This is a genomic window from Mycobacterium sp. (genome assembly GCF_008709575.1).
Taxonomy (GTDB): domain Bacteria; phylum Actinomycetota; class Actinomycetes; order Mycobacteriales; family Mycobacteriaceae; genus Mycobacterium.
The window spans coordinates 1-23,799 of the sequence record NZ_VYIK01000059.1 but is presented as its reverse complement, the minus strand read 5'-3'; the positions used below and the strand labels follow the sequence as shown (position 1 = coordinate 23,799).

Sequence of the window (23,799 nt, the reverse complement as noted above, 5' to 3'; positions counted from 1 at the left end):
ACGAAAGCGTTCCCCGAAGGTCCGGCCATGAAGGAGGGTAGAGCTATCAGCGACGGCCTGCCCTGAGAACGGATGTCGCTAGTTGCACTTTCGCGGTGTCAGAACTTGTGCGGGACGTCGGTGACCAGCCCGCCGTCCATCACGAACTCCGCACCGGTCGCATACGACGACTCGTCGCTGGCCAGAAACAGCACGAACGTCGACACTTCGCGCGAATTACCCGGGCGGCCGAGCGGAACGGTCACCATGTCGTCAGGCAGATGCCTGGTCATCGGGGTGCGGATGAAGCCCGGGTGAACGGAGTTGACCCGGATGTTGTGCGGCGCCAACTCCAACGCGGCCGACTTCGACAAACCGCGCACCGCCCACTTGGACGCGACGTACGGGTGCACCAGCGGAGCGCCGCGCAGTCCCTCGATCGACGAGATGTTGATGATCGAACCGCCGCCCGCGGCGATCATCGGCTCGACCGCGGCCCGCATGCCCAGGAAGGTACCGGTCAGATTGACGTCGATGACCTGCTGCCACTTGGCCACGTCGAAGTTTCGCAGTTGGCCCAGCGCCACAATGCCGGCATTGTTGACCAAGACGTTGAGCTTCCCGAAATCCTGCACTGCGGCGGCCGTCGCGGCTTCCCACTGTCCGGGTTCGGTGACGTCGAGGTGCACGTAGCGTGCACGGTTCCCGAGTTCGTCGGCGAGTGCTTTGCCCTCGTCGTCGAGGATGTCGCCGATCACCACACTGGCGCCCTCCTCGACGAGCACCCGGGCGTGGGAAGCCCCCATGCCCCGGGCGCCGCCGCTGATCAGTGCAACTTTTCCGTCCACGCGTCCCATGACGGGTCAGGCTACCTGAGCCGGACTAGAACGTGTTTCAACCGGGTCAGCCGCGGTCGGTGGCGTAGGACCCGACGATCAGCGGCAGGTCCAGCGTCGTCCTGATTCCGGGCTCGGCCGCCAGCACCGCGGGAATGGCGTTCACGATCCGCCCGGCCGCCGCCACGATCGCGGCGTGGTTGTGGTCGCCCTTGCGGCTGGTTGGGCAGATGTCGACGGTATAGCAGGGCTCACCGGTGATTTCGACGCGATAGGAGCCGCCGGGCTGCGCGGGCCTCGGCCAGTCGGGACGCAGGTCGTCGCGCAACCGGGTGACGTGTTCGATGACTATGGCGGGCCGGCCCTTGACCATGCCGCAGATCTCGAACCGCATCGCGGCCACGCTGCCCTTCGGCACGTGACCGGCTGAGATGTCGAAGGCGTCCGGCGCCGGTTCGCGATCGTGGCTTTCGGTGATCTCGTCAACCTCGACGCCCAGCCCGGCGCCGAGTTGCCGGATCGCCGTGCCCCACGCGATGCCCGGCACGCCGGGCTGCAGCAGGATCGGCAGCTCGTCGAGCGGCTTGCCGAAACCCATCACGTCGAACATGACGGTCGCGCCGTCATAGGTGGCGTAGTCGGCGATTTCCATGCAGCGCACCTGCTCGACACGCTGACACGTGCCGGCGAGCGTCAGCGGGATCAGGTCGTTGGCAAACCCGGGATCTACCCCGGTGATGAATAAACTCGAATTGCCCTGTCGCGCAGCATCTTCGATCCGGTCGATATGCTTGTCGGGCATCAGCTGCCACGGGAACTGCAGCACTCCGGGCGCCGAGCCGACGACGTTGACGCCGGCGGCCAGCAGGCGCCGGCAGTCGCCGATCGCCTCGACGGTGCGGTTGTCGCCCATCGCGCAGTAGACCGCGCATTCGGGCCGGGTGGCCAGCAGCGCGTCCAGGTCGTCGGTGGCGGTGACTCCGGTCGCGACGTCAAGCCCGGCCAGCTCCCCCGCGTCCTTGCCGCGCTTGGCCTGAGACGACACCCACACGGCGGTCAGTTCGAAGCGTGGATCGGTGATGAGCTGGCTCAGCGCCAGCCGGCCGACATTGCCGGTGCCGAGGTGAGCGACGCGGACAGGCATGGCTGCCTCCTTGAAACTCCTCGAGAGGGGTGGCCCAGGCGATGTGGATCCGTACTAAACTAGAACACGTTTCATTTCGCCTCGTGTCCGGTAGGCCCCGGTAAGGAGTCAGGCATGCGCACTCCCCTCTGCGACGAGCTCGGCATCGAGTTCCCGATCTTTGCCTTCACCCACTGCCGCGATGTCGTCGTCGCGGTGGGCAAAGCCGGCGGCTTCGGGGTGCTCGGCGCCGTCGGTTTCACGCCGGAGCAGCTGGAGATCGAGCTCACGTGGATCGACGAGAACATCGGCGACCACCACTACGGCGTCGACATCGTCATCCCCAACAAGTACGAAGGCATGCATTCGCAGCTGTCCGCCGAGGAGCTCACAAAGACGCTGCAGGCGATGGTGCCGCAGGAGCACCTGGACTTCGCTCGCAAGATTCTGGCCGACCACGGCGTCCCGGTCGACGACAGCAACCAAGACACCCTGCGGTTACTCGGCTGGACCGAGGCGACGGCCATCCCACAGGTCGAGGTGGCGCTGCAGCACCCGAAGGTGACGCTGATCGCCAATGCACTCGGCACCCCGCCGGCCGGGATCATCACGCACGTGCACGACTCCGGCCGCAGGGTCGCCGCCTTGTGCGGTTCGCCGTCACAGGCCCGCAAGCACGCCGACGCCGGGGTCGACATCATCGTCGCCCAGGGAGGCGAGGGCGGCGGCCACTGCGGGGAGGTCGGCTCGATCGTGTTGTGGCCGCAGGTCGTCAAGGAAGTTGCGCCGCTGCCGGTGCTGGCCGCCGGGGGCATCGGCAGCGGTCAGCAGATCGCCGCGGCGCTGGCGATGGGTGCCCAGGGCGCCTGGACCGGCTCACAGTGGCTGATGGTCGAGGAAGCGTCCAACACCCCCGTCCAACAGGCGGCGTACGCCAAGGCGACCAGTCGCGACACCGTGCGCAGTCGCTCGTTCACCGGCAAGCCCGCCCGGATGCTGCGCAACGACTGGACCGAAGCCTGGGAGCAGCCCGGAAACCCCAAGCCGCTCGGCATGCCGTTGCAGTACATGGTCTCCGGCATGGCGGTTGCCGCGACGCAGAAGTATCCCAACGAGACCGTCGACGTCGCATTCAATCCGGTCGGTCAGGTGGTCGGGCAGCTGACCAAAGTGGAGAAGACGGCAACGGTCATCGCGCGGTGGGTGCAAGAGTACCTGGAGGCGACCAACCGGCTCAACGAACTCAACGCCGCGGCCAGCGTCTGAGCAGGTAGACGGGACCGGCGCCGCCACCCTGACCGTGAGGCTCTTCTCGGATCCGCGATCCCCTAGTCGGTGATCCCGGTGTCCGACGGAAACCCGCCGCCGACGATGGGGAATCCGCCGCCGGTCAGTTGCCCGACCTGCCACCCGTGTTCCGTGCACATCATCGGCAGCCCGTCGGGCGTCTGCGCCGCCGACCCGCGGGTGTTCTCGCAGGGTGCGCCCACTTGCTGGACTCCGTACAGCGGATAGGAGATTACCCAGAAACCGGACTGCGCGGCCGGGAACTGGTTGATGATGAAATGGCAGGCCTCGGGCTGACCGCCGGGGCCCCGGCCGAAGATGAATCGCTCGTAGTTGTCACACGGTGCACCCAGGGAAGCGTCGTAGCTCATCCCCGGCACGTCGCCGTCGTAGTGCTGCGGGTCGGCGACAGCCGCCGGTGCCATGCCGAGCGCAGCGCCCGCAACCGCGGCGGCGAAGACGAGTTCACGAGTCAGTTCACGAGCCATAGTCCACCTCCGGGCCTGATCCGGTCGGCCTGCCGCACAGCATAACCAGTGCAGGCCCGGCCACAAGACCCTTTCGGGAGCCGACCCGCCCGCCCGGTGAGAACACGTTTCAATTCAGTGGTGACAATCCGGCGAAAACCCGTTCCTTCTGCGGGGTCCCGGTGCTTTACTTGGCCAGAACGCGTATCACGTCGTATGCGAGGAGTGCACTGTGTCTTCCCCTCACAAGCCCGCTCCGAATCTGCCTCCCGGATTTGATTTCACCGACCCCGACATCTACGCCCAGCGGTTGCCCGTCGACGAACTCGCCGAGATGCGCCGCGTCGCGCCGATCTGGTGGAACGAACAACCCCTCGGTGCGGGAGGGTTCGACGATGGCGGCTTCTGGGTGGTCACCAAACACAAGGATGTCAAGGAAATCTCGCTGCGCAGCGATATCTTCTCCAGCCTGCAGAAGACGGCTCTGCCCCGCTACAAGGAAGGCACCGTCGGCGAACAGATCGAGCGCGGCAAGTTCGTGCTGCTCAACATGGATGCGCCGCAGCACACGCGGTTACGCAAGATCGTCTCACGGGCTTTCACACCGCGCGCGGTCGAGCGACTGCGCGAGGACCTCAACGAACGTGCGCAGCGCATCGTCGAAGCGGCCGCGGCCGAGGGGTCCGGCGATTTCGTCGAGCAGGTGTCCTGCGAGTTGCCGCTCCAGGCGATCGCCGAGCTGATGGGTGTTCCCCAGGAGGACCGCAAGAAGCTCTTCCACTGGTCGAATCAGATGGTCGGTGACCAGGATCCGGAGTTCGCGAGCAACGACGCTATCACCGCGTCGCTGGAACTGATCACTTACGGCATGCAGATGGCCGCCGACCGTGCGAAGAATCCGGGCCAGGACTTGGTCACCACACTCGTTCAGGCCGATGTCGACGGGCAAAAACTCTCCGAGGACGAGTTCGGATTTTTCGTCATCCTGCTGGCGGTGGCCGGCAACGAGACCACCCGCAATTCCATCACCCAGGGGATGATGGCTTTCACCGAGTATCCCGACCAGTGGGAACTATACAAAAAAGAACGCCCGGTCACGACGGCGGACGAGATCGTGCGGTGGGCGACCCCGGTCACGTCGTTTCAGCGGACTGCGCTGCAAGACTACGAGCTGTCCGGTGTGCAGATCAAAAAGGGCCAGCGGGTGGTGATGTTTTACCGCTCGGCCAACTTCGACGAGGACGTTTTCGATGACCCGTTCACCTTCAACATTTTGCGCAATCCCAACCCGCATGTGGGTTTTGGCGGCACGGGAGCACACTACTGCATGGGGGCCAACCTCGCGCGCATGACGATCGACCTGATTTTCAACGCGATCGCCGACAAGATTCCCAACCTCACCCCGGTCAGTTCTCCCGAGCGGCTGCGCTCGGGCTGGCTCAATGGCATCAAGCACTGGCAGGTCGACTATCACAGCAATACTTCAACGAAATGCCCTGTGGCGCATTAGAAACCAGTATACGGCTGTGGCCGGTGCAGAGTGGATTCTGCAGGCACCCGACGGCGAGCTGCGTGTTCACACCGGAGTCACCGGTCGGGCTGCGGGCATGGGCCACCGGTTGACGATCGCGATGAGCCGATGGCGCGCTACGGTGCAGTGGGCCGGCGGGGCACCGATCCGGGCCGCGCTGAGGGTGCAAGTAGACTCGCTCGCGGTGCTGCACGGCGAAGGGGGTGTCAAGGCGTTGTCCGGACCGGAGAAGGCGCTGGTGCGGTCGAACGCGTTGAAAGCGTTGGATGCCGGCCGTTTTCCCGAGATCGGCTTCGACGCCGCCACCATCGTGCAGAGCCCCGGCGGGTATCGTCTCATCGGGACACTGTCTATTCACGGCCAGACCCGCGATCAGGTCATCGACCTTCACACCACGGATCTCGGCGACAGCTGGCGGTTGTCCGCCGAAGCGGCGGTTCGCCAAACCGATTTCGGGGTCAAACCGTATTCGCTGCTGATGGGCTCGTTGAAGGTGGCCGATGAAGTGACCGTCTCGTTCACCGCGCAGCGCGCCAAGGACGAGTGAACTACGGTTATTCAGATGCGCATCGGTGTGGTCTTCCCGCAGACCGAAATCGGCGCCGATCCCGGTGCGGTACGGGCCTACGCCGAGCACGTCGAAGGGCTGGGGTTCACCCACCTGCTGGCCTACGACCACGTCGTCGGCGCCGACCCGGAAATCCATCCCGGCTGGAGCGGACCTTACGACCTGTACAGCACGTTCCACGAGCCGCTGGTGACGTTCGGCTACCTGGCCGCCGTCACCACTTCGCTCGAGTTGGTGACCGGCGTCGTGATTCTGCCGCAGCGGCAAGCGGTGCTGGTCGCCAAACAGGCCGCCGAGGTGGACCTGCTCAGCGGTGGCCGGCTACGGCTGGGCGTCGGCCTCGGTTGGAACGCCGTGGAATTCGAGGCGCTCGGCGAAGACTTCTCCACTCGGGGGCGTCGCTGCGAGGAGCAGGTAGAGCTCATGCGCACGCTGTGGACCGAGCAGAGCGTCACCTACCGCGGCAGCTTTCACCGGGTGACCGGCGCCGGGCTGGCCCCGCTGCCCGTACAGCGGCCGATTCCGGTGTGGTTCGGGGCGTCCTCGCCGCGGGCCTGTCGGCGCGCCGGCCGCCTCGGGGATGGATGGTTTCCGATGGCCGGGCCCGGTCCGCAACTCGAGCAGGCACTGCAGTGGGTGCGACAAGGCGCCGTCGAGGCCGGCCGGGATCCGGCCGATATCGCCATGGAGGGCCGGGTGTCCTGGCGTAACAGCCCCGATGCGCTCCGTGCGGACCTGCGGGACTGGGCCGATGCCGGAGCCTCGCATGTCTCGATCAACACCATGGGCGCCGGTTTGGCCTCGCCCGACGATCACCTCACCGCCCTGACCAGGGCCGCTGACGCCGCGCGCGAATTCGTCGATTGACACATCGCCGTCGCGGCGGTGTAGGCCTCACCACTGCGGCGGCGGAGAGCCGCCGGGTCCCCGCCGACCGGAAGGACCCGGGTATGGCGCACTCGAGGCGTGCCGTACCCCGCCGAACTGATGGAGCTGTCCACCGCTCCCCGGCGGTGGTCGTCCCACAAGCGGGCGGATCTGTGGCAGCAGCAGGCCGCCGGCGACAGCGATGACAAGGCCGGCGGTCAGGTCGTAGACGATCCGCCCAGTGCTGCCATACTGAGCAGCGCAGATCGTCGCGAAGAACAGGATCATCACCCCGCCGCCGAGGATCAGGAACTGCCCGAAGAGCTTTCCGGCCAGCATCAGCAGCGCGCCGCCGAGCGCCGCAAGATGGCCAAGGATTATCAGAGGGAGATAGACCACCGCGATCGCAGGCACTGTGACACCGCGGTTGCGCAGCGACTGTTTGCACAGGGCGGCGAGTTGGCCGCCGTACTGGTCGCAGAGACTCGAGACGCGGGTGACGGCGCTGCTGATGTCGATCAGCAGCGTCAGCGTGAGGATGGCCCCGATCAGCCCCAGCAAGATCACCACACCCAGCGTGATCCACAGCGCGATGTGCTGGCCGCTCGGGCCGGCGGGTTGCGGATAACCAGCGGGCCCGCCTGGGGACGACCCGTAGCCGGGCTGCTGGCCGTAGCCCGGTCCCGTTGGGGGCCAGTATCCGGCGGGTGCTTGCCAACCATAGGCAGGCGCCGACTGCGCCCAGGGATCGTGGGGTGGCTGGCCGGGGTGCGGCGGGACTCCCGGTCCGGACGGTTGCACTCCGACAGCATACCGGCCCGGGCGTGCCGAGCTGCTGATTCGACTGACGCGGCGACCGGCCTACGGCGCCGAGGCGCCCGGGGGAACCGGTCCCTCAGGGTCCGGCTGCTCGCCGTGCAGGCGTTCCAGTAACCGGGTCAGCAGCGGATGCGGATTCGCTTCCGGCGCCGCGGCGTCGGGCGGCGGCGGTAACTCCGGGTCGACGGCAGGAGGGTCGACCGGTGGCTCGTCCGCAGCGCTGCGCAACTGTTCGACCGGCACCGGTTCTGCAGGCGGGGACGGTTCCGGCGCCGACTGTGGCGGTGGCGCCGCTACCGCGGGCGGCGGCGTTGCAGGAGCCACCACGGGCGGGACACCCGGCGGTGCCGCCCGCCGGTGCCCCACCTGTTCCACCGGTGCCGGCGGACGGTCCGGAAGCAGCCGGTACCCCACGATCAGCGACACCGATGTCACGAAAGCGACCGCCCCGACCGCGAGCATGGTCATCGCCCCGGCGTACCGGCGCGCACACGCCGGCGCGGACCCGCCGGCAACGCTGTCGATCGCTTCGGCGAACTGGGGGTCGGTGAATCCAGGGTGGCGAACCGACGCCCGAGCTGCTCCCCGGGCCAGCGCTAACGGGGACCTGCTTGGCGTCGACGCCGACGCCGATAGCTCCGCGGCCCGCTCCGCATGAACCGGCACCACGTTATCGACCTCGGCGTCGGCCAGCCATTCCAGAAGCAGCGCCGCCTCCGCCGGCACGTCGTCGCTCCAGATCACGCCGATAGCACGGACACGCTGACCAAGCCGCGCCGCGTCGGCTCGTAGGCTCAGCACCGCGTCGACCACCCGCTCCGCGGTTCTGACCGCCCGTGCTCCCCCGCCGGTGCGCAGCGGTAAGTCCCCGCAATCCACGATGGCGCCCTCGGCGTCGTGGCCCTCGACGAGCACCCAACCCGCAGCGGTCGACGTCAGCGCCAGCCCCAGCACCGTATCCAAAAACACACCTCGATCACGCCCTCGTCCGGGCAGCTTGCTCGTCGTCGGATTACCTGCGTGAGCCTACGCGGACGGCGCTCCGTCGGTTACGGGGGCTCCGGCAGCCTGGCCGGACACCGGCGGACAGCGGTAGCCACAGGGGCCGCGGCCAGTCCGTTGTCACGGCAGTCGAGCAGGTCGCGGGGTCCGATACCCAACTGAAACGCCTTTGCGCCCTGATCGACATCCGGCCGACCAGAAGGTAAATTCTGCGCAGGGCGCACGACAGCACGGGATGAGGGGCATCAAGAATGACGGACGTGAGCGAGAAGGTGTGCGGCTGGGTTCGGCGGCTGACCATCGCCGCTGTTGCGGCGGTTGCGCTGCCGGGCCTGGTGGGGCTTGCCGGTGGTGCGCCGGCGGCCAGGGCATTTTCCCGACCCGGTTTGCCGGTTGTCTACCTGCAGGTGCCGTCGGCGGCGATGGGCCGCGACATCAAGGTGCAGTTCCAAAGCGGCGGCTCCAATTCGCCCGCGGTCTATTTGCTCGACGGTTTGCGCGCCCAGGACGACTACAACGGCTGGGACATCAACACTCCGGCGTTCGAGTGGTACTACCAGTCGGGACTGTCGGTGGTCATGCCGGTGGGCGGGCAGTCCAGCTTCTACAGCGACTGGTATGCCCCGGCCTGCGGTAAGTCGGGGTGTCAGACCTACAAGTGGGAGACGTTCCTGACCAGCGAGCTGCCCCAGTACTTGCAGGCCCACCAGAGCGTCAAGCCGACCGGCAGCGCCGCGGTCGGGCTGTCGATGGCTGGAGCGTCGTCGCTGATCTTGGCGGTCTACCACCCGCAGCAGTTCATCTACGCGGGCTCGCTGTCGGCGTTGCTGGACCCCTCCCAGGGGATGGGGCCTTCGCTGATCAACCTGGCGATGGGCGACGCGGGCGGCTACAAGGCCGCCGACATGTGGGGCCCGCCCGACGACCCGGCCTGGCAACGTAACGACCCGTCGCTGCACATCCCCGAGCTGGTCGCTAACAACACTCGGCTGTGGGTTTACTGCGGTAACGGCACTCCTAACGAGTTGGGTGGCGCCAACGTGCCGGCCGAGTTCCTGGAGAACTTCGTGCGCAGCAGCAACATCAAATTCGAAGAGGCCTACAACGCTGACGGCGGGCACAACGCGGTCTTCAACTTCCCGCCCAACGGCACGCACAGCTGGGAGTACTGGGGCGCGCAGCTGCAGGCGATGAAGCCTGACCTGCAGAGCCACCTGGGCGCCGCCTGACGTGAAGGTACCGTCACCAGCAGCTGTCAGCGGATCTGGGCGGTGACATCGGCCCATCCCGTGGTGTCGGTGCGATGGTCAGTGGTGTCGCGGCACTGACCGTAGAGCCGCACGACACCCACGCCGGGCTGGTCGTCGTCGCGGTAGATGACCGCGGTGACACCGTCTTTGGATAACGTCTTGCCGAACATATGGTTGGGTGGTCTGCCCTGCTGCCAGCCATGGGCAGCCAGTGTCGCGGCGATGTGCTCGAAGATGCCCGCAAAAGAGGTGTCGGGGTGAGCGGCGGGCAGGGCGAAGTTCAGATAAACCACGCCCTGGTAGGGCGGACTATCGCGGTCTTTGCACGACAGCAGCAGATAGCCGGCCGTCGCCTGCTGCAGCCCGGCGACGGCAACCAGGCGTTTTGCCTGCTCGACGACCTCGGCTTCGGTTTGTTGGTCGGAGACCGGATGAGCGGGATGCTCCACTGCGGCAGCGGGCGAGGCATGCAAACGGTCCACGGCAAGAAACGCCGCGGCCAGCGTCAGCGACAGCACCAGCGCACCGGCCAGCACCGCACGCACCCCCGGCGCGCGACGCCATGCGCTGGGGTCGCGCAGCGATACGCGCAGCTCACCGGCCATGCACCAGGTTAACTCCGGAGCAGCTGCGCCGCCGACTGCGTCGGTTTCTGGATCCGCCGTATTCGGGTGCCACCCGGGCATGCTTGGATCAGCTCATGCAAGGCTCAGCGACGGTGCATATCGCGGCACCCGCGGACAAGATCTGGAACCTGATCGCCGATGTTCGCAACACAGGGCGGTTCTCGCCGGAGACATTCGAGGCGGAATGGCTCGGCGGAGCTACCGGGCCTGCGCTGGGGGCGCGTTTCCGCGGCCACGTCAGACGCAACGAGATCGGCCCGGTGTACTGGACGACGTGCCGGGTCACCGCGTGCGAACCCGGACGCGAGTTCGGCTTCGACGTGCTCGTGGGGGACAGAGCGGTGAACCACTGGCACTATCGGCTGGCCCCCGCTGAAGGCGGCACCGAGGTGACCGAGTCGTTCCGGCTCACCTCGTCACCGCTGACCACCCTCTACTACTGGGTATTCGGCGGATTTCTGCGCCAGCGTCGCAACATCCGCGACATGACCAAGACCCTGCAGCGCGTCAAGGAAGTCGCCGAGGCGCCCTGAGCTTTCCCGCACCGTCGACGCCGATGACGACGCGCTTTACGCTGGTGGCGCGTCCCCACCGAGGAAGGCCCTGGTCGTGAGAGAGCGTTTGCACTGGTTGGCGATGCACGGCTTTATCCGGGGGGTCGCCGCGGTCGGCGCTCGTCGCGGTGACCCGCAGGCCCGGCTGGTCGCCGATCCCGCGGTCAAAGCCGACCCGATACCCTTCTACGAGGAACTACGCTCGCGCGGACCGCTGGTGCGGGGCCGCCTGAGTTACGTCACGGTGGATCACGCGGTCGCGTCCGAGGTGCTGCGGTCGGACGACTTCCGGGTGCTGATGCTCGGCGCAAACCTGCCGGCACCGTTACGGTGGCTGGAACGCCGCACGCGCGGCAATCTGCTGCATCCGCTGCGCCCGCCGTCGCTGCTGGCCGTCGAACCGCCGGATCACACCCGCTACCGCAAGACGGTGTCGGCGGTGTTCACCCCCAGGGCGGTCGCCGCGTTGCGGGAGCGGGTCGAGCACACCGCGACGGGATTGTTGGATCAGCTCGCCGGCCAGTCGGGGGTCGTCGACGTCGTCGACCACTACTGTTCCCAGCTCCCGGTGGCGATCATCAGCGACATCCTCGGGGTGCCCGACCACGATCGCGGCGAAATCCTGCAGTTCGGCGAGCTGGCCGCACCCGCGTTGGACGTCGGCTTGTCGTGGCGGCAATTTCGCCGCGTGCAGCGCGGCCTGGCAGGTTTCAACCTGTGGCTGGCCGGGCATCTGCGCCAGTTGCGTCGCACACCCGGCGAAGATTTGATGAGTCAATTGATCGTCGCTTCCGAAACCGACTCTGCTGAAAGGCATTTGGACGAGACTGAGCTTCAGGCGATCGCCGGGCTGGTGCTCGCCGCAGGGTTTGAGACCACGGTGAACCTGTTGGGCAACGGAATCCGGATACTGTTGGATGCCCCCGAACAGCTACAAGTGTTGCAGCGTCGTCCGCAGTCGTGGGCAGGCGCCGTCGAGGAGATCCTGCGCCTGGAGTCGCCGGTGCAGCTCACTGCCCGGGTGGCGCTCAACGACGTCGAGCTGGCGGGCAGGTTGATCCGGCGCGGTGAACTGGTGGTGGTGTGTCTGGCCGCGGCTAACCGCGACCCGGCCGTCTTCGACGACCCGCACCGCTTCGATGTCGAACGAGTCAACGCCAACCGACATCTCGCGTTTTCCGCTGGACGGCACTTCTGCCTGGGTGCGGCGCTGGCCCGCGTCGAGGGCGAGGTGGGCCTGCGGGCGTTCTTCGAGCGGTTCCCCGACGTGCGGCCGGCCGGCGCGGGCAGTCGGCGGGAAACCCGGGTGCTGCGGGGCTGGTCGACGTTGCCGGTGCTGCTGGGCCCGGCATGGTCGATGGCCACTTAATCCGCAGTCAGCCGGTAAATCCGTGCGGCGTTGTCGTGCGCGATCAGGTCGACGACCCGCATGGCATCGGCCTCGCTCCAATCGCCATTGGTGACAAAGCCGCTCAGCACTCGATGAATACCGTTGCGCCACAGTGCCGCACCAAGAAAGTGCAACTCTGCCGGACCAAAACCGTCCGACGAGTAGACGATTTTGCCGAACGGCGCCAGCTCCAGCATGCGGGCGATGAACGCGGGAGCGCGCGCACCCAGATGGTTGATGCTCAGCCCGCCGTCGAGGTAGACGTTGTTGAAAGCCTGCGCCAGATAACCAGACTCGCGCTCGTAGGGATAGCAGTGCAGCAGCACAATCGGCGTGTCGCCGGATTGGCGCAGGAAGTCGAGCAGATACAGCGGATTGGCTGTGCGCAGATCGCAGTCCCGGTCGCCGAAGCCGACGTGGAACTGCAGCGGCTTGCCCAGCCGCAACGCCTGGTGGAGTCCGAACCGCAGCAGGACCCGGGTGCGCAGCCCAACACCGCCGGCATCGCGCCACCGCGCGGCAGCCTCGGCGACCTCTACCGCCGACGGCTCGGATAGATCGCCGTCGAAGCCGCCGCGGTAGGCCAGAATCGACTTGGTGGCAACCGCAGTGTCTGCGCGACGGTGCAAAATCTCGGCGAACGCCGACGCGTAGTCACCGTCGACGGCTGCCGCTTGCTCGGCCACCTGTTCGAGCCGAACAACCTCGTGTACACGTCCGCCGGACAGCTCGGCCAGCTCTGCGGGGCTGGCCACCCCCGCGGCGAAGCCGGTATCGACCAGCCAGTCGGTGACCCCGGCGGCGCGTAGAAACAACCGTGCCAGCTCGGACTCACCCAATTGGCAGCGGCGCTGCCAATAATCGTGCGGATCAGCATGATGGGGCAGGCCGAGAATCGGCGCGCAATAGGCTCGCAGGGCGAAGCCGAGTTGCGAGTCGAAGCCCGAGTAGGTGATCGGTTCGGTGTTGGCCTCGTTGAGTGCGTTCTCCAACCGCGACCGGTCCCCCGCCGTCACCCAGCAGCCGTGGGTGTGCTGATCGACCAACGCCACATCGGCGATGTGGCGCCGCAAAGCGGATTCACCGCCGCTAGCCACCGTCACACACTCCAGGCCATCCGGAACTTCTCCGCCAGCTGTTCGGCGGTCAGATCGCCATAGCGTTCCTGCTCGAGACGGCGGACCGCCACCAGCACGTCAACGACAGCATTGCCGAGGATCGCGCGCATCCGGGCCGACCCGTCGAGCGCGGCAATGGTGTGCGACTGCGTTCCGGGCAGTTGCACGATCCCGGCGCGGTCGCGATCGGCGTCGCCGAGAGCGGCCGGATCGACGGTTGTTTCCGGCGGCAGCACAACGTTGCGATTGATGCCGTCCAGCGCCAGGCCGAGGATTGCCGCCGAGGCGAAATACGGGTTGGCCGACGGGTCGACCACCTTCACCTCGACGTTGCCGCCGTGCGGGTTCGACAGGCCGCCCCGGACGAATCGCAGTGCCGCTGCCCGGTTCTCGGTGCCCCAGCAGGCGTACGCGCCGGCCCAGTTGCCCGGTCGGAGCCGCAGCCCGGACACGATCGAGCCGCACAGCACCCCTTGTGCGTCGGGTAGCCCGTGAAGCAGACCCGCCAGCGCTTTTTCACCCGCCGCGGTCATGCCCCGCGGGCTGCTGTCGTCGGAAAACAGCGGGCCATTCATCGCCGTAAGCGAAACATGTTGATGTGCACCGCAACCCACGCTATCGACGAAAGGCGCCGGGGACAAGCTGACTCGCAGGCCGTAGCGGCGCGCCACCCGGCCGACGATGATTCGGGTCAGCACCAGCTGGTCGGCGGCGGCAATCGGCGGCTGCGGCGCCAACGAGATCTCAAACTGGTTGACCCCGTACTCAGGGTGGAATTGCTCGATGCCCACACCCGCCGCGGCGGCGGCGGTGACGACATCGCGCAGGAACGCCTCGTGCTCGAGTACACCGGCGAGTCCGTACTGGGCCCACAGTCTCGACGACAGCCGGCTACCGTCCGGGTTGACCAGTACGAACTCGATTTCGTGACCGATCATCGCGCCCAAGCCGACCTCGGCCAGCGCGGCCTCGAGACGACCCAGCGTCGCGCGGCTGCATAGCGCAGCCGGCGCACCATCCTGCTCGAAGAACCCGCCGGGCGCCCAGGCCAACCCGTCACCGATGCTGCGCAACGCGGACAGGTCGATGCGGATGCGCTGGTCACCGACCACGCTGACGTCATCGGTAAGAGCGATTCCGCTCTGGTCGGCGGCGAAACCATGCCACACCGGGCTGGCGCCCAACCCGGGATCGGCGAACGCGGATATTCGATGGATAGGCACCATCTTGGCCTGCGTGAGTCCGGCGGGATTGACGACGGTGCCGATCACCGCTCCCACTCCTTCGGCCTCCAGTTGGGCGATCGCTGCGGCGGGGAGTGTGGTCACGCGCTGCGGATCAAGCCCGAGCGGGCAACGTGAGCTGGCATGACTGACCGATATCCAGGGTGCGCAGCACCCGGCCCATACCGATCCACAGCGCACACGACAACGCCAGGTCGGCGAGCAGCTCCTCGGTGAAGTGGTCGCGGCAGCGGGTCCAGAAGTCTTCGTCGTCACGCAGTGCGGTGTGCTCGGTAGCAAACCGGTAGGCGAACTCGGCGGCCAGTCGCTCCTGCTCGCTGTAGCCCGGCCAGGTGCGCCACTGCGACGCGTGCTCGTAGAAGTCTTCGTCCACGCCCGCGGCCGGTCCGTCGCCGACACGAGTGTTGACGCAGACCGCGCATTGGTTGTCGTGGGCGATGACCATCCGGGCGAGTTCACGGGTGCGCATCGGTAACCGATTGCGGTGGTAAACGGCGTCGCTGAAACCGGCGATCGCGCTGCCGAGTTCCGGAGATTTGCCAAACCAGCCGACCAGATCGTCGTCGGCGTAGGTTCCGATTCGGCTCATGCCGCGATGCTACGCCATCGTGCGCCAATCACGTTGCGCGACAATCGGGCGCGATGAGTTCGGTCGCGGGCGGCCTGGCTTACACCGTGGGCGGACGGGCGACACACTGGGCCGAGTACAGCGCCTCGCCCAGTTTGTCCATCAGCTCCAGTTGCGTCTGCAGATAGTCGACGTGGTCTTCTTCGTCGGCGACGATCTTCTCGAACAGGTTCGCCGTGGTGCTGTCCTGTCGCTCCCGGCACGCGATGATTGCGGGCTTGAGCCGGTTGAGCACTTCGATCTCCAACGCCAGATCGCTCTCGAACTGCTCGCGCAGCGTCTGGCCGACTCGCAACGAGCCGATCCGCTGATAGTTCGGTAGACCGTCGAGCAGCAGAATGCGGTCGGTGACCGCCTCGGCATGGCGCATCTCGTCGAAGGACTCCGCACGCGTACGGGCGGCAAGCTCGGTGAAACCCCAGTTCTGCTGCATCTTGGCGTGCAGGAAGTACTGATTGATCGCGGTCAGCTCGCTGGTCAACTGCTCGTTGAGCATGCGCAGAACATCGGGATCACCTTGCAAGATCGCTCCTCACAACACCAGCATGGGACAGACGATGCCAATCTTCGATGCCAATCTTCGATGCCAATCTAATGCAGGAAACCGACCTGCGGGGTGGTGCCGCGTCGGCGTGGCGGCGCGGCGGCGGGCTTAGGTCGCAGTGAGTTAGGTTAGACTCCGCTAATCCGATTAGGTTAGACTGGGCTAATATGCGGGCGGTTCGGACTGCGGGAGTGTGCTGATGTACGTGTGTCTGTGTGTCGGTGCGACCAGCCAGACGGTCACGGACTGCGTTGCCCGCGGGGCGTCGACGTCGAAAGAAATCGCCGCCGCATGCGGGGCCGGTGCCGACTGCGGCCGCTGCCGGCGCACCCTGCGGGCGCTCATCGCCGACAGCGCCCCGCTGGAAGCCACCATGGCCCGGTAGCGCTGTCAGCGCCGCCGCACGTCGAACCGCCCGGCCGCCCGGAACCAGTTCGGGTTTCATGCTGCGGAGAGGGCAACGAAACCGCCGTCCGCAGCACCGTGAGCGCAGTCTGGGAGCCCCGGGTGCAGACTCATGCCTCAATCTCGTCGCAAACATCCGCCGACACAACCGCACCCCAATCGGCTAAGCGCTAAACGGTGACGCGCGGACGTAGCGACTGGTCGGAACCGTGTCGATGTTGTCGTTGGCGCCGAAGGCCGACGTGCTGGCGATCATCCGGCTCAGCCGCTCGTGCAGATCGGCGTCGTCGACGGCGCCGAAGAAGGCCTTCACGTCGCTGATCGCCTCGATCGGGAACAACTCCTCGACAATGCCGGCGATCTCCGGCGCACCCGGGGTCAAAGCGCGTACCACCGCATTCTGGGTATAGCCGAAGATCGACTGGGTCTCGATGGCCACCGGCGTGTGGTCGTTCTGCCAGCGACGCAACCAGCTGACGGGGTCCAGGACTGCGGGTCGGCGCAACAGCGCGATATTGGCCAACCCTGGTGTGCGCTGACCGATTTCGAGCGGTGCCGGCAGCGGGACCGATTCGGTGACCAGGTACGCCGACATCAGCTCGCACTCCGCACCCAACAGGCGCAGCGCCACAGCGATCTGGTCGCCGTAGCATTGCTGGGTCCACAGGCTCACTACGGCCGCCACCGGCGGGTCCAGGGTGGTGAGCGTCATCAGCGAATCCCGTACCGCGGCGTCGCGGACGTTGACCACCAGACCGGGAACACCCAGGCGCAGAACGGCGTCGGCGACCGGTCCGCGCTGGCGGGCGCACCAGTCGTCGTCGGGATCGGCGGCCCGCAGAACCGCCATGACCTTTTCCATGACTTTTTTCTATGACTTTTTTCTGTGATCTTTTCCGTGGGGCAAGACCTCGCTTAGGGCCAGCCGGATCCGGACCCCGCGTCGATAGTCCAGCATGCCTGGGACCGGACACCGGCGCGAGGCGCCCGAAACCGGCCGGTCAGCCCGAGTGGATCAGGCGTACGGGCTGTTCGGCGCTGACCACGTCACCGACGATCGCGGCCAGCTTTCGGTAGGATTCGTCACGGCTGCTCGAGGAGCGAAACACCAGCCCGATCCGTCGTCCCGGGCGAGGTAGGTCGAACTGGGCCAACCCCAGCCGGCTGCGTGCCGCCTCGACCGGCACCGCGCTGTGCGGGATCAGCGTCACGCCCAACCCGCCGGCCACGCACTGCACGGCTGTGGCCAGCGACGCGGCTCGGGTATCGGCCAACTCGGCGCGCACCCCGGCGGTGTGACAGACCTCCAGCGCCTGGTCACGCAGGCAGTGACCCTCGTCGAGCAACAGCAACGGCAGCTTCGCCAGCACGGCCACCGGCACCCGTCGCTTACCCGATAACGGATGCCCCGGCGGCAGCGCCAGCACGAAGTCCTCGTCGTAAATCGGAATCTCGATAATCCCGCCGGTGCCTGCGGGCAGGGCGATGAGCGCGGCGTCCAGTGCGCCTTCGCGCAGTGCGGTCAGTAGCCGTTCGGTCTGATCCTCAACGACCCGCAGGGTCAGTGCCGGCAGTCGCCCGGCCAGTCCGGCCAGCACTGTCGGCAGCACGTAGGGCGCCACCGTCGGGATCAGGCCCAGGCGCATGGTGCCCTGTAACGGATCGGCGGTGCCGGCTGCGGCCGCGGTGAACTCGGCGACCGCCTCGATCACGGCCTGCGCGCGCGGCAACAGGTGCCTGCCCTCGGTTGTCACGAAGACCCGTCGGGTGGACCGTTCGACCAGCTGGACGCCCAGACCGGCTTCCAATGCCGACAGCGCCTGCGACAACGTCGACTGGCTGATGCCCAGAGCGGCTGCGGCGCTGCCGAAGTGTTGCCGCTCGGCGACCGCGACAAAAGCCCGCAGACCGGCGATGGTCGGCTGATAAATCTTATCGGTCATACCTATCAGTCTAGTGGGAAATATCACCTTTACCTCAAAGTGTTGTTACGGCAGAATGATCTTGACGATGGATTTCCGCCCTGACGCGAACCCCTGACCGCAACCCCGCCACCATCAAGGAGTGACATGGCTGTGCTGACGATTGGTGACCAGTTCCCCGCCTACAAGCTGACCGCGCTGATCGGCGGCGACCTGTCGAAGGTTGACGCCAACGAGGCCGGCGACTACTTCACCACTGTCAGCAGCGATGACTATCCGGGCAAGTGGCGCGTGGTGTTCTTCTGGCCGAAGGATTTCACTTTCGTGTGCCCCACCGAGATCGCTGCCTTCGGCAAACTCAACGACGAGTTCGAGGACCGCGACGCCAAGGTTCTGGGTGTCTCGGTGGACAACGAATTTGTGCACTTCCAGTGGCGGGCCCGGCACGAGGACCTCAAGACCATTCCATTCCCGCTGCTCTCAGACCTCAAGCGGGAACTCGTTGCGGCCACCGGAGTGCTCAACGCCGAAGGCGTGGCCGACCGGGCGACGTTCATCGTCGACCCCAACAACGAGATTCAGTTCGTCTCGGTGACCGCCGGTTCGGTGGGCCGCAACGTCGACGAAGTGCTGCGGGTCCTCGACGCCTTGCAAACCGACGAGCTCTGTGCCTGCAACTGGCGCAAAGGCGACCCCACCATCGACGCCGGAGAACTGCTCAAGAAGTCTGCGTAGCAGGCCGGCCGATGGGTGTCGAAAACCTCAGGGCGGCGCTGCCTGAATACGCCAAGGACCTCAAGCTCAACCTGGGCTCGATCACCCGTAGCACCGTGCTCGGCGAGGAGCGGTTGTGGGGCACGCTCTTGGCCAGTGCCGCCGCGACCCGCAATGACCGGGTGCTCACCGAGATCGGGGGCGAGGCGGCCGAGTACCTCTCGGCGGAAGCGTATCGGGCTGCGCTGGGTGCCGCGGCGATCATGGCCATGAACAACGTGTTTTATCGCGCCCGTGGCTTCCTCGACGGCGCCTACGACGACCTGCGCGCCGGGTTGCGGATGAACATCATCGGTAGCCCCGGAGTGGAGAAGGCAACGTTCGAACTGTGGTGCTTTGCGGTGTCGTCGATCAATGGGTGCCCGGACTGCCTGACCGCCCACGAGCACACCCTGCGCGAGGCCGGCATCGACCGGGAGGCGATCTTGGAAGCGCTCAAGGCTGCCGCTGTCGTTGCCGGCGTGGCACAGGCGATCGCCACGGTGCAAACGCTGGCCGTGACCGGCCCCACCGACACGCCCTAACCGGGACATTTCGGATCGCGGCGCACGCGGCGGTGTAGTTTCGCGGAATGACCGGTCAGGTGCCGGGAGAGTTTCGAGAGAGCTCCGAAAGAACTACAGTCGTGCGCGGGCACGAATGGCCCGAAGAGCCCAAGAGAGCCAAGTGTTTACCATGTCCAGCATTCCGATTTCCAACTTTTTGAGCGTGGTGTCTTGGCGGAGCGAAGTCGACCGATCTAAGCACCGCACCCTGCCGACGGGCGCGCCACAGTGAGACTGCCCCGATTGCACCTCTCACGGCCCGCCGTCGTGATCCCGGACGCCGCGATCGACAACGACGCGGTGCTCGCGCGGGTGCGCGCATCGTTTCGTGGCCCGATCTCTGAATGGGATCCCATCGAGCAGGACATCCGGTATGTGTTCGATCGGTGCAATACGCAGGTGCGCTACTTCGAGCCGGACCCCGAGCTGTCACCCGCCGAGTTCGCCGCCCGCGCGGCGAGCGCCTGCCTGTTTGCCAACGGCATCGAGGCCTCCGCGATCGACCTGCTCGTCTACGGCGGGATTGCCCGTGATGCCTTCGAGCCGGCGACCGCGGCCGAGGTTGCCGGACGCCTGGGCGCCAAGCCACTGCACGCGATGGACGTCACCTGTGCCTGCGCCGGGCTCCTCGAGGCGCTGCACGTGGTCGCCGGCTACTTCGCCCTGCACGACGAGCTGCGGACCGCGCTGGTCTGCGCCGGTGAGCTGACCCGGGACCGACTGAGCTATGACATTCGGTCTCGCGAGGATGTGGCAGTCCGCGCAGCCGGCCTGACGCTGGGCAACGCCGCTGCGGCGTTCGTCATGTCGCGGGAACGGCTGCCGGCGGGCAGTGCGCGGCTGGTGGGGTTTCGGCACACGACACTGGCCGAGCACCATGGGCTCTGCAGGGCGCCCGTCGACGGATACTTCACCTCGCATTCGAAAGAGCTGTTCGCGCTGGCCGTGCACGTGCCGCCGGAGATTCGGCGCCTTGTCGGGGACGTCGGGTGGTCACCGGCCGACGTCGACCACTACGTCTTCCATCAGCCCAGCGAGGCGATTCTGCAGCGAGTGGTCGCCGAGCTGGGCGCCCGGCCCGGGGCATGCGTACACACTCACTCGTTGTTCGGGAACACGGCGAGCACGTCGTGGGCCGTTGCGCTCGATCACCGGCTCAAGCACGGGACCATCGAGGCCGACGACAAAATTGTCTTTGCGAGTGCGGCCGCCGGTTTCACGATCGCGTGCGCGGCCGCGGTGTGGGACAACTGAGCGCAGCGGGCGACGCGCCGCTGCGGTGCCCGCAGCCCGTCGACGTTGTATCTTGGGGCAGGTGTGTGGACGGGTTCGGGTGATGCACGGGCCCCGCTGACATGGAGGCGTCCCAATTACGCGACGTCGGATGGCCTTGGGCGTGTCTTGGGGCATGACCCTGGGAGCGGCAACCGGCCTACTGCCGGGCGCCGCGTTCCTGTCGATAGCCGCGGCCTTCGCCGACGACTACGAGATCTTCACTGATCCCGGTTCCATCGAAGAGGTCACCGGGATCTACGGAACCGGAATCCTGGGGGCTTTCACGACTCCGCCGGCTGCGCCCGGCGGCGTCGAGGGCGATCAACTGTTCAGCTTCGTCGACACCACGACCGGTGCTACCGGCACCTTCGAGGGCTACGAAAGCACTCTGGTGGGCAACAACCAGGAAGTCCTCGTCACCTCCGATGTGTCGGGCACCGACGCTCCGCCGGTCGGCTCGGTGTTCGACACCTACATCATCGGCGCCGACAGCGACTTGGAGAACGTCTACTCGGCCATCCCTTCGGCGTCCGGCGGGGATATCGTCTCGGATACCTTGACGACTCCGCTGGGGAATTACCCCATTTCCGTCAGCTTGGACGCAGCCGATGTTCCGGCCGTCGACGCATCGGGCGTCCCGCTGGGAAACGGTGTCGACTTCGTTCCCGGCTCCGCGTTGACCCTGACCGCGATCACCGGGATCCCGCCTCTGTTCATGGCTCTTCAGGGAGATCAGCTGTTCGACGTCGACGACGCTGGTGCGAGCGTGGGGAGTTTCACCGCCGACGTGACACCCACCACCGACGACGTGGGCACCCATACCGAGGCGGCCCTCGTCACCTCCGACGTATCGGGCAGCGCCGGCACCGGCGCGGGCGACGTTCCGCCGGCCGGCTCGGTGTTCAACACCATCGAGATCGGCGGCCTGGAGAACTTCTACTCCGCGATACCCACGACATCCGGCGGTGACGTCTCGGACACCCTGATGACCCCGCTGGGGAACTTCAGCATTCCGGTCATGGATGCAACCGCAGCAGAGGCCCCGGCATCCGTCGACCTGCCCGACGGTTACGACATCGCGGCCGTTCCCGGTTCCACCGAAACCTTCACCGGAATCAACGGGCTTCCGCCGTTGAACGTCGCCATCCAGGGGCAAGGCGAATTCGACCTCGAATCGGGTGGTGCCGTAGTCGGGATCTTCGACGCCGACCAAACCACGACTCTGGATCTGTTCGGCGACACCACCCAAACGCTGCTCGTCACCGCCGACGGCAGCATCGGCACGGTAGGCACCGCCGCCGGCGACCTGCCACCGGTGGGCTCGGTGATCGAAACATTCAGCGTCGCGGGCATCGAGGACATCTACACCGACCTCGCCTCCACGACACCCGGAGGCGAGGTGGTCTCGGACACCCTGGTGACGCCGTTGGGAGACTTCGCCATTCCCATCACCTTCGACCTGCCCGCGAGCCTCGCCACCGATTTATTCCTCAACGTCTTACCCTGAGGTCAACCTGCCGAGCCGAGCCGGCCAGACGTCCGCGACACGCCGCGAAAGTGCAGCTGGCGAATTATTTCCCGAGTGCAGGCGTCGCCTGGTTCACGGTAAGCTATCGACGGTGTCTGTCACCCGTCGGCTGCCGAAAGTCCGCGACCTCACACCGCTGCTGCGGCTGTCCAAACCACGGTTCGACCGCACCCAACGCCGGCTCGACGCCGCCCTGACGATCAACGACCTGCGGCGCATCGCCCGGCGCCGCACCCCCAAAGCCGCATTCGACTACACCGACGGGGCCGCCGAGGGAGAGATCTCCCTCGCCCGAGCCCGCCGGGCCTTTCGCGATATCGAATTCCACCCTTCGGTTCTGCGTGACGTCACCAGCGTACGTACCGGCTGGGACGTGCTGGGCCAGCCGGTGGCGCTTCCGGTGGCGATCGCACCGACGGGATTTACCCGGTTGATGCACACCGAGGGCGAGATCGCCGGCGCCCACGCGGCAACGGCGGCCGGGATCCCGTTTTCGCTCTCGACTCTGGGCACCACGTCAATCGAAGATGTCGCGGCAGCTGTTCCACACGGCCGCAAATGGTTTCAGCTGTACATGTGGCGTGACCGAGACCGGTCGATGGCGCTGGTGCGACGCGCCGCCGACGCCGGGTTCGACACGCTGCTGGTGACCGTCGACGTTCCCGTGGCCGGTGCACGGCTACGCGACATCCGCAACGGGATGTCGATCCCGCCGGCACTGACACTGCGAACCGTGGTGGACGCCGCGCGTCGCCCCCGATGGTGGTTCGATCTGTTGACCACCGAGCCACTGGCGTTCGCCTCGCTGGACCGTTGGCCGGGCACCGTCGGCGAATACCTCGACATGATGTTCGACCCTAGTGTCACCTTCGCGGATCTGGCCTGGATCAAGACCCAGTGGCCGGGCAAGCTGGTAGTCAAGGGGATTCAAACCCTCCACGACGCCCGCAGTGTCGTCGACCTCGGCGCCGACGGCATCGTGTTATCCAATCACGGCGGCCGCCAACTAGATCGGGCCCCGGTGCCGTTTCATTTATTGCCTTCGGTGGCGCGAGAACTCGGCGGCGACACCGAGATCCTGCTGGACACCGGCATCATGTCCGGCGCCGACATCGTGGCGGCCGTCGCGTTGGGGGCGCGCTGCACCCTGGTCGGACGGGCCTATCTGTACGGACTGATGGCCGGCGGAGAGGCGGGTGTCCGCCGCGCGCTGGAGATTCTCTCAGGACAACTGACCCGCACCATGCGACTGCTCGGTGTCACCTGCCTGGAGGAGCTTTCGCCCGCGCACGTAACCCAGCTGCGCCGCCTGGTGCCGCTCGAACCACCGGTGTGAGATCACTTGTCAGCCGGTGTCTCGGAGCCGACCCGCACCGACGACGATGCCGGTGCAGATTCGCCGTCACTACGCGCGCGACGAGCACCCACATACGCTTCGGCGCGCAACCGGGGGACCATGTGCGGGTAGTGCAGCTCGAAGGCCGGGCGCTCGGAGCGGATGCGGGGCAGCTCGTAGA

26 protein-coding genes are annotated in these 23,799 nt (G+C 66.7%); 13 read left to right on the top strand and 13 right to left on the bottom strand.

Annotation, left to right across the window (positions count from 1 at the left end; all coding sequences use genetic code 11):
- Positions 1-98: 98 nt before the first annotated feature.
- Together F6Q13_RS13620 and F6Q13_RS13615 are read right to left on the bottom strand one after the other, a co-directional pair.
- Positions 99-836, bottom strand: coding sequence for a glucose 1-dehydrogenase (locus F6Q13_RS13620; RefSeq protein WP_293057311.1), 738 nt, complete (start codon positions 834-836; stop codon positions 99-101).
- 46 nt (positions 837-882) lie between these two features.
- Positions 883-1,959 carry a diacylglycerol kinase gene (locus F6Q13_RS13615; protein ID WP_293057308.1) on the bottom strand — a complete coding sequence of 359 codons (1,077 nt, stop codon included), beginning with the start codon at positions 1,957-1,959 and terminating at the stop codon, positions 883-885.
- Between the two features lie 114 nt (positions 1,960-2,073).
- On the opposite strand from F6Q13_RS13615, the gene F6Q13_RS13610 reads away from it, so the two are divergent.
- On the top strand, positions 2,074-3,204 hold the full coding sequence (locus F6Q13_RS13610) for a nitronate monooxygenase (RefSeq protein ID WP_293057306.1): 1,131 nt from the start codon (positions 2,074-2,076) through the stop codon (positions 3,202-3,204).
- A 62-nt stretch (positions 3,205-3,266) separates the two neighbouring features.
- Here F6Q13_RS13610 and F6Q13_RS13605 read toward each other — a convergent pair whose 3' ends face one another.
- Complete coding sequence (locus F6Q13_RS13605) at positions 3,267-3,701, bottom strand: hypothetical protein (RefSeq protein ID WP_293057318.1); 435 nt, start codon at positions 3,699-3,701, stop codon at positions 3,267-3,269.
- A gap of 223 nt (positions 3,702-3,924) precedes the next feature.
- Here F6Q13_RS13605 and F6Q13_RS13600 point away from each other — a divergent pair, with 223 nt between their 5' ends.
- From F6Q13_RS13600 to F6Q13_RS13590, 3 genes are read left to right on the top strand one after another with little or no spacing between them, the layout of a single operon-like run.
- Entirely contained in the window at positions 3,925-5,202 is a 1,278-nt protein-coding gene (locus F6Q13_RS13600) for a cytochrome P450 (protein WP_293057305.1), read from the top strand.
- A gap of 16 nt (positions 5,203-5,218) precedes the next feature.
- Positions 5,219-5,770, top strand: coding sequence for a YceI family protein (locus F6Q13_RS13595; RefSeq protein WP_293057303.1), 552 nt, complete (start codon positions 5,219-5,221; stop codon positions 5,768-5,770).
- Between the two features lie 15 nt (positions 5,771-5,785).
- On the top strand, positions 5,786-6,658 hold the full coding sequence (locus tag F6Q13_RS13590) for an LLM class F420-dependent oxidoreductase (RefSeq protein ID WP_293057301.1): 873 nt from the start codon (positions 5,786-5,788) through the stop codon (positions 6,656-6,658).
- Positions 6,659-6,685: 27 nt separating this feature from the next.
- Here F6Q13_RS13590 and F6Q13_RS13585 read toward each other — a convergent pair whose 3' ends face one another.
- Positions 6,686-7,459: a hypothetical protein gene (locus F6Q13_RS13585; RefSeq protein ID WP_293057298.1), complete on the bottom strand. Its 774-nt coding sequence runs from the start codon at positions 7,457-7,459 to the stop codon at positions 6,686-6,688.
- Positions 7,460-7,519: 60 nt separating this feature from the next.
- Complete coding sequence (locus tag F6Q13_RS13580) at positions 7,520-8,446, bottom strand: hypothetical protein (RefSeq protein ID WP_293057295.1); 927 nt, start codon at positions 8,444-8,446, stop codon at positions 7,520-7,522.
- A 284-nt stretch (positions 8,447-8,730) separates the two neighbouring features.
- Between F6Q13_RS13580 and ag85B the strand changes: the two genes are divergently transcribed.
- Complete coding sequence (ag85B, locus tag F6Q13_RS13575; protein ID WP_293057292.1) at positions 8,731-9,708, top strand: diacylglycerol acyltransferase/mycolyltransferase Ag85B; 978 nt, start codon at positions 8,731-8,733, stop codon at positions 9,706-9,708.
- 26 nt (positions 9,709-9,734) lie between these two features.
- Here the strand turns inward: ag85B and F6Q13_RS13570 are convergent, their stop codons facing one another.
- Positions 9,735-10,334, bottom strand: a complete 600-nt coding sequence (locus tag F6Q13_RS13570; protein ID WP_293057289.1) for a hypothetical protein — start codon at positions 10,332-10,334, stop codon at positions 9,735-9,737.
- Between the two features lie 95 nt (positions 10,335-10,429).
- Between F6Q13_RS13570 and F6Q13_RS13565 the strand changes: the two genes are divergently transcribed.
- Both F6Q13_RS13565 and F6Q13_RS13560 read left to right on the top strand, forming a co-directional pair.
- The gene (locus F6Q13_RS13565; RefSeq protein WP_293057287.1) at positions 10,430-10,888 is read left to right on the top strand and encodes an SRPBCC family protein; all 459 of its coding nucleotides are present in this window, start codon (positions 10,430-10,432) and stop codon (positions 10,886-10,888) included.
- 76 nt (positions 10,889-10,964) lie between these two features.
- Positions 10,965-12,278 carry a cytochrome P450 gene (locus F6Q13_RS13560; RefSeq protein WP_293057285.1) on the top strand — a complete coding sequence of 438 codons (1,314 nt, stop codon included), beginning with the start codon at positions 10,965-10,967 and terminating at the stop codon, positions 12,276-12,278.
- Here the strand turns inward: F6Q13_RS13560 and F6Q13_RS13555 are convergent.
- The 4 genes from F6Q13_RS13555 to bfr all read right to left on the bottom strand — a co-directional run bounded on the left by F6Q13_RS13555 (position 12,275) and on the right by bfr (position 15,812).
- On the bottom strand, positions 12,275-13,396 hold the full coding sequence (locus F6Q13_RS13555) for an amidohydrolase family protein (protein ID WP_293057316.1): 1,122 nt from the start codon (positions 13,394-13,396) through the stop codon (positions 12,275-12,277). The two genes, F6Q13_RS13560 and F6Q13_RS13555, sit on opposite strands and share 4 nt — an antisense overlap.
- Before the next feature lie 2 nt (positions 13,397-13,398).
- Positions 13,399-14,745: a glutamine synthetase family protein gene (locus F6Q13_RS13550; RefSeq protein WP_293057282.1), complete on the bottom strand. Its 1,347-nt coding sequence runs from the start codon at positions 14,743-14,745 to the stop codon at positions 13,399-13,401.
- A gap of 10 nt (positions 14,746-14,755) precedes the next feature.
- Positions 14,756-15,250 carry a carboxymuconolactone decarboxylase family protein gene (locus F6Q13_RS13545; RefSeq protein WP_293057279.1) on the bottom strand — a complete coding sequence of 165 codons (495 nt, stop codon included), beginning with the start codon at positions 15,248-15,250 and terminating at the stop codon, positions 14,756-14,758.
- A gap of 79 nt (positions 15,251-15,329) precedes the next feature.
- The gene (gene bfr / locus F6Q13_RS13540; protein ID WP_293057276.1) at positions 15,330-15,812 is read right to left on the bottom strand and encodes a bacterioferritin; all 483 of its coding nucleotides are present in this window, start codon (positions 15,810-15,812) and stop codon (positions 15,330-15,332) included.
- Between the two features lie 220 nt (positions 15,813-16,032).
- Here bfr and F6Q13_RS13535 point away from each other — a divergent pair, with 220 nt between their 5' ends.
- Positions 16,033-16,218: a (2Fe-2S)-binding protein gene (locus tag F6Q13_RS13535; RefSeq protein WP_293057273.1), complete on the top strand. Its 186-nt coding sequence runs from the start codon at positions 16,033-16,035 to the stop codon at positions 16,216-16,218.
- A gap of 183 nt (positions 16,219-16,401) precedes the next feature.
- Here the strand turns inward: F6Q13_RS13535 and F6Q13_RS13530 are convergent, their stop codons facing one another.
- Together F6Q13_RS13530 and F6Q13_RS13525 are read right to left on the bottom strand one after the other, a co-directional pair.
- Complete coding sequence (locus F6Q13_RS13530) at positions 16,402-17,100, bottom strand: EthD domain-containing protein (protein ID WP_293057270.1); 699 nt, start codon at positions 17,098-17,100, stop codon at positions 16,402-16,404.
- A gap of 139 nt (positions 17,101-17,239) precedes the next feature.
- The gene (locus F6Q13_RS13525) at positions 17,240-18,181 is read right to left on the bottom strand and encodes a hydrogen peroxide-inducible genes activator (protein ID WP_293057267.1); all 942 of its coding nucleotides are present in this window, start codon (positions 18,179-18,181) and stop codon (positions 17,240-17,242) included.
- Positions 18,182-18,307: 126 nt separating this feature from the next.
- Here F6Q13_RS13525 and F6Q13_RS13520 point away from each other — a divergent pair, with 126 nt between their 5' ends.
- The 5 genes from F6Q13_RS13520 (at position 18,308) to F6Q13_RS13500 (ending at position 23,618) form a co-directional block, all read left to right on the top strand.
- Positions 18,308-18,895 carry a peroxiredoxin gene (locus tag F6Q13_RS13520; RefSeq protein WP_293057264.1) on the top strand — a complete coding sequence of 196 codons (588 nt, stop codon included), beginning with the start codon at positions 18,308-18,310 and terminating at the stop codon, positions 18,893-18,895.
- A gap of 11 nt (positions 18,896-18,906) precedes the next feature.
- Complete coding sequence (locus F6Q13_RS13515; RefSeq protein WP_293057261.1) at positions 18,907-19,458, top strand: carboxymuconolactone decarboxylase family protein; 552 nt, start codon at positions 18,907-18,909, stop codon at positions 19,456-19,458.
- A 264-nt stretch (positions 19,459-19,722) separates the two neighbouring features.
- Positions 19,723-20,733, top strand: a complete 1,011-nt coding sequence (locus F6Q13_RS13510) for a 3-oxoacyl-[acyl-carrier-protein] synthase III C-terminal domain-containing protein (protein ID WP_293057258.1) — start codon at positions 19,723-19,725, stop codon at positions 20,731-20,733.
- A 130-nt stretch (positions 20,734-20,863) separates the two neighbouring features.
- Positions 20,864-22,261 (top strand): hypothetical protein, encoded by a 1,398-nt coding sequence (locus tag F6Q13_RS13505; RefSeq protein WP_293057255.1) that lies wholly within the window; start codon positions 20,864-20,866, stop codon positions 22,259-22,261.
- Positions 22,262-22,373: 112 nt separating this feature from the next.
- Positions 22,374-23,618 (top strand): alpha-hydroxy acid oxidase, encoded by a 1,245-nt coding sequence (locus F6Q13_RS13500; RefSeq protein WP_293057252.1) that lies wholly within the window; start codon positions 22,374-22,376, stop codon positions 23,616-23,618.
- Positions 23,619-23,620: 2 nt separating this feature from the next.
- On the opposite strand, the gene F6Q13_RS13495 is transcribed toward F6Q13_RS13500, so the two are convergent.
- The coding region (locus F6Q13_RS13495) for a hypothetical protein (protein ID WP_293057313.1) at positions 23,621-23,799 on the bottom strand (179 nt) is incomplete at its 5' end.

Bases quoted from the DNA above. Each gene is read 5' to 3' on its own strand.
- F6Q13_RS13620 (WP_293057311.1), bottom strand. From the start codon at position 836: ATGGGACGCGTGGACGGAAAAGTTGCACTGATCAGCGGCGGCGCCCGG.
- F6Q13_RS13615 (WP_293057308.1), bottom strand. From the start codon at position 1,959: ATGCCTGTCCGCGTCGCTCACCTCGGCACCGGCAATGTCGGCCGGCTG.
- F6Q13_RS13610 (WP_293057306.1), top strand. From the start codon at position 2,074: ATGCGCACTCCCCTCTGCGACGAGCTCGGCATCGAGTTCCCGATCTTT.
- F6Q13_RS13590 (WP_293057301.1), top strand. From the start codon at position 5,786: ATGCGCATCGGTGTGGTCTTCCCGCAGACCGAAATCGGCGCCGATCCC.
- ag85B (WP_293057292.1), top strand. From the start codon at position 8,731: ATGACGGACGTGAGCGAGAAGGTGTGCGGCTGGGTTCGGCGGCTGACC.
- F6Q13_RS13570 (WP_293057289.1), bottom strand. From the start codon at position 10,334: ATGGCCGGTGAGCTGCGCGTATCGCTGCGCGACCCCAGCGCATGGCGT.
- F6Q13_RS13565 (WP_293057287.1), top strand. From the start codon at position 10,430: ATGCAAGGCTCAGCGACGGTGCATATCGCGGCACCCGCGGACAAGATC.
- F6Q13_RS13545 (WP_293057279.1), bottom strand. From the start codon at position 15,250: ATGAGCCGAATCGGAACCTACGCCGACGACGATCTGGTCGGCTGGTTT.
- F6Q13_RS13535 (WP_293057273.1), top strand. From the start codon at position 16,033: ATGTACGTGTGTCTGTGTGTCGGTGCGACCAGCCAGACGGTCACGGAC.
- F6Q13_RS13530 (WP_293057270.1), bottom strand. From the start codon at position 17,100: ATGGAAAAGGTCATGGCGGTTCTGCGGGCCGCCGATCCCGACGACGAC.
- F6Q13_RS13525 (WP_293057267.1), bottom strand. From the start codon at position 18,181: ATGACCGATAAGATTTATCAGCCGACCATCGCCGGTCTGCGGGCTTTT.
- F6Q13_RS13520 (WP_293057264.1), top strand. From the start codon at position 18,308: ATGGCTGTGCTGACGATTGGTGACCAGTTCCCCGCCTACAAGCTGACC.
- F6Q13_RS13515 (WP_293057261.1), top strand. From the start codon at position 18,907: ATGGGTGTCGAAAACCTCAGGGCGGCGCTGCCTGAATACGCCAAGGAC.
- F6Q13_RS13505 (WP_293057255.1), top strand. From the start codon at position 20,864: ATGGCCTTGGGCGTGTCTTGGGGCATGACCCTGGGAGCGGCAACCGGC.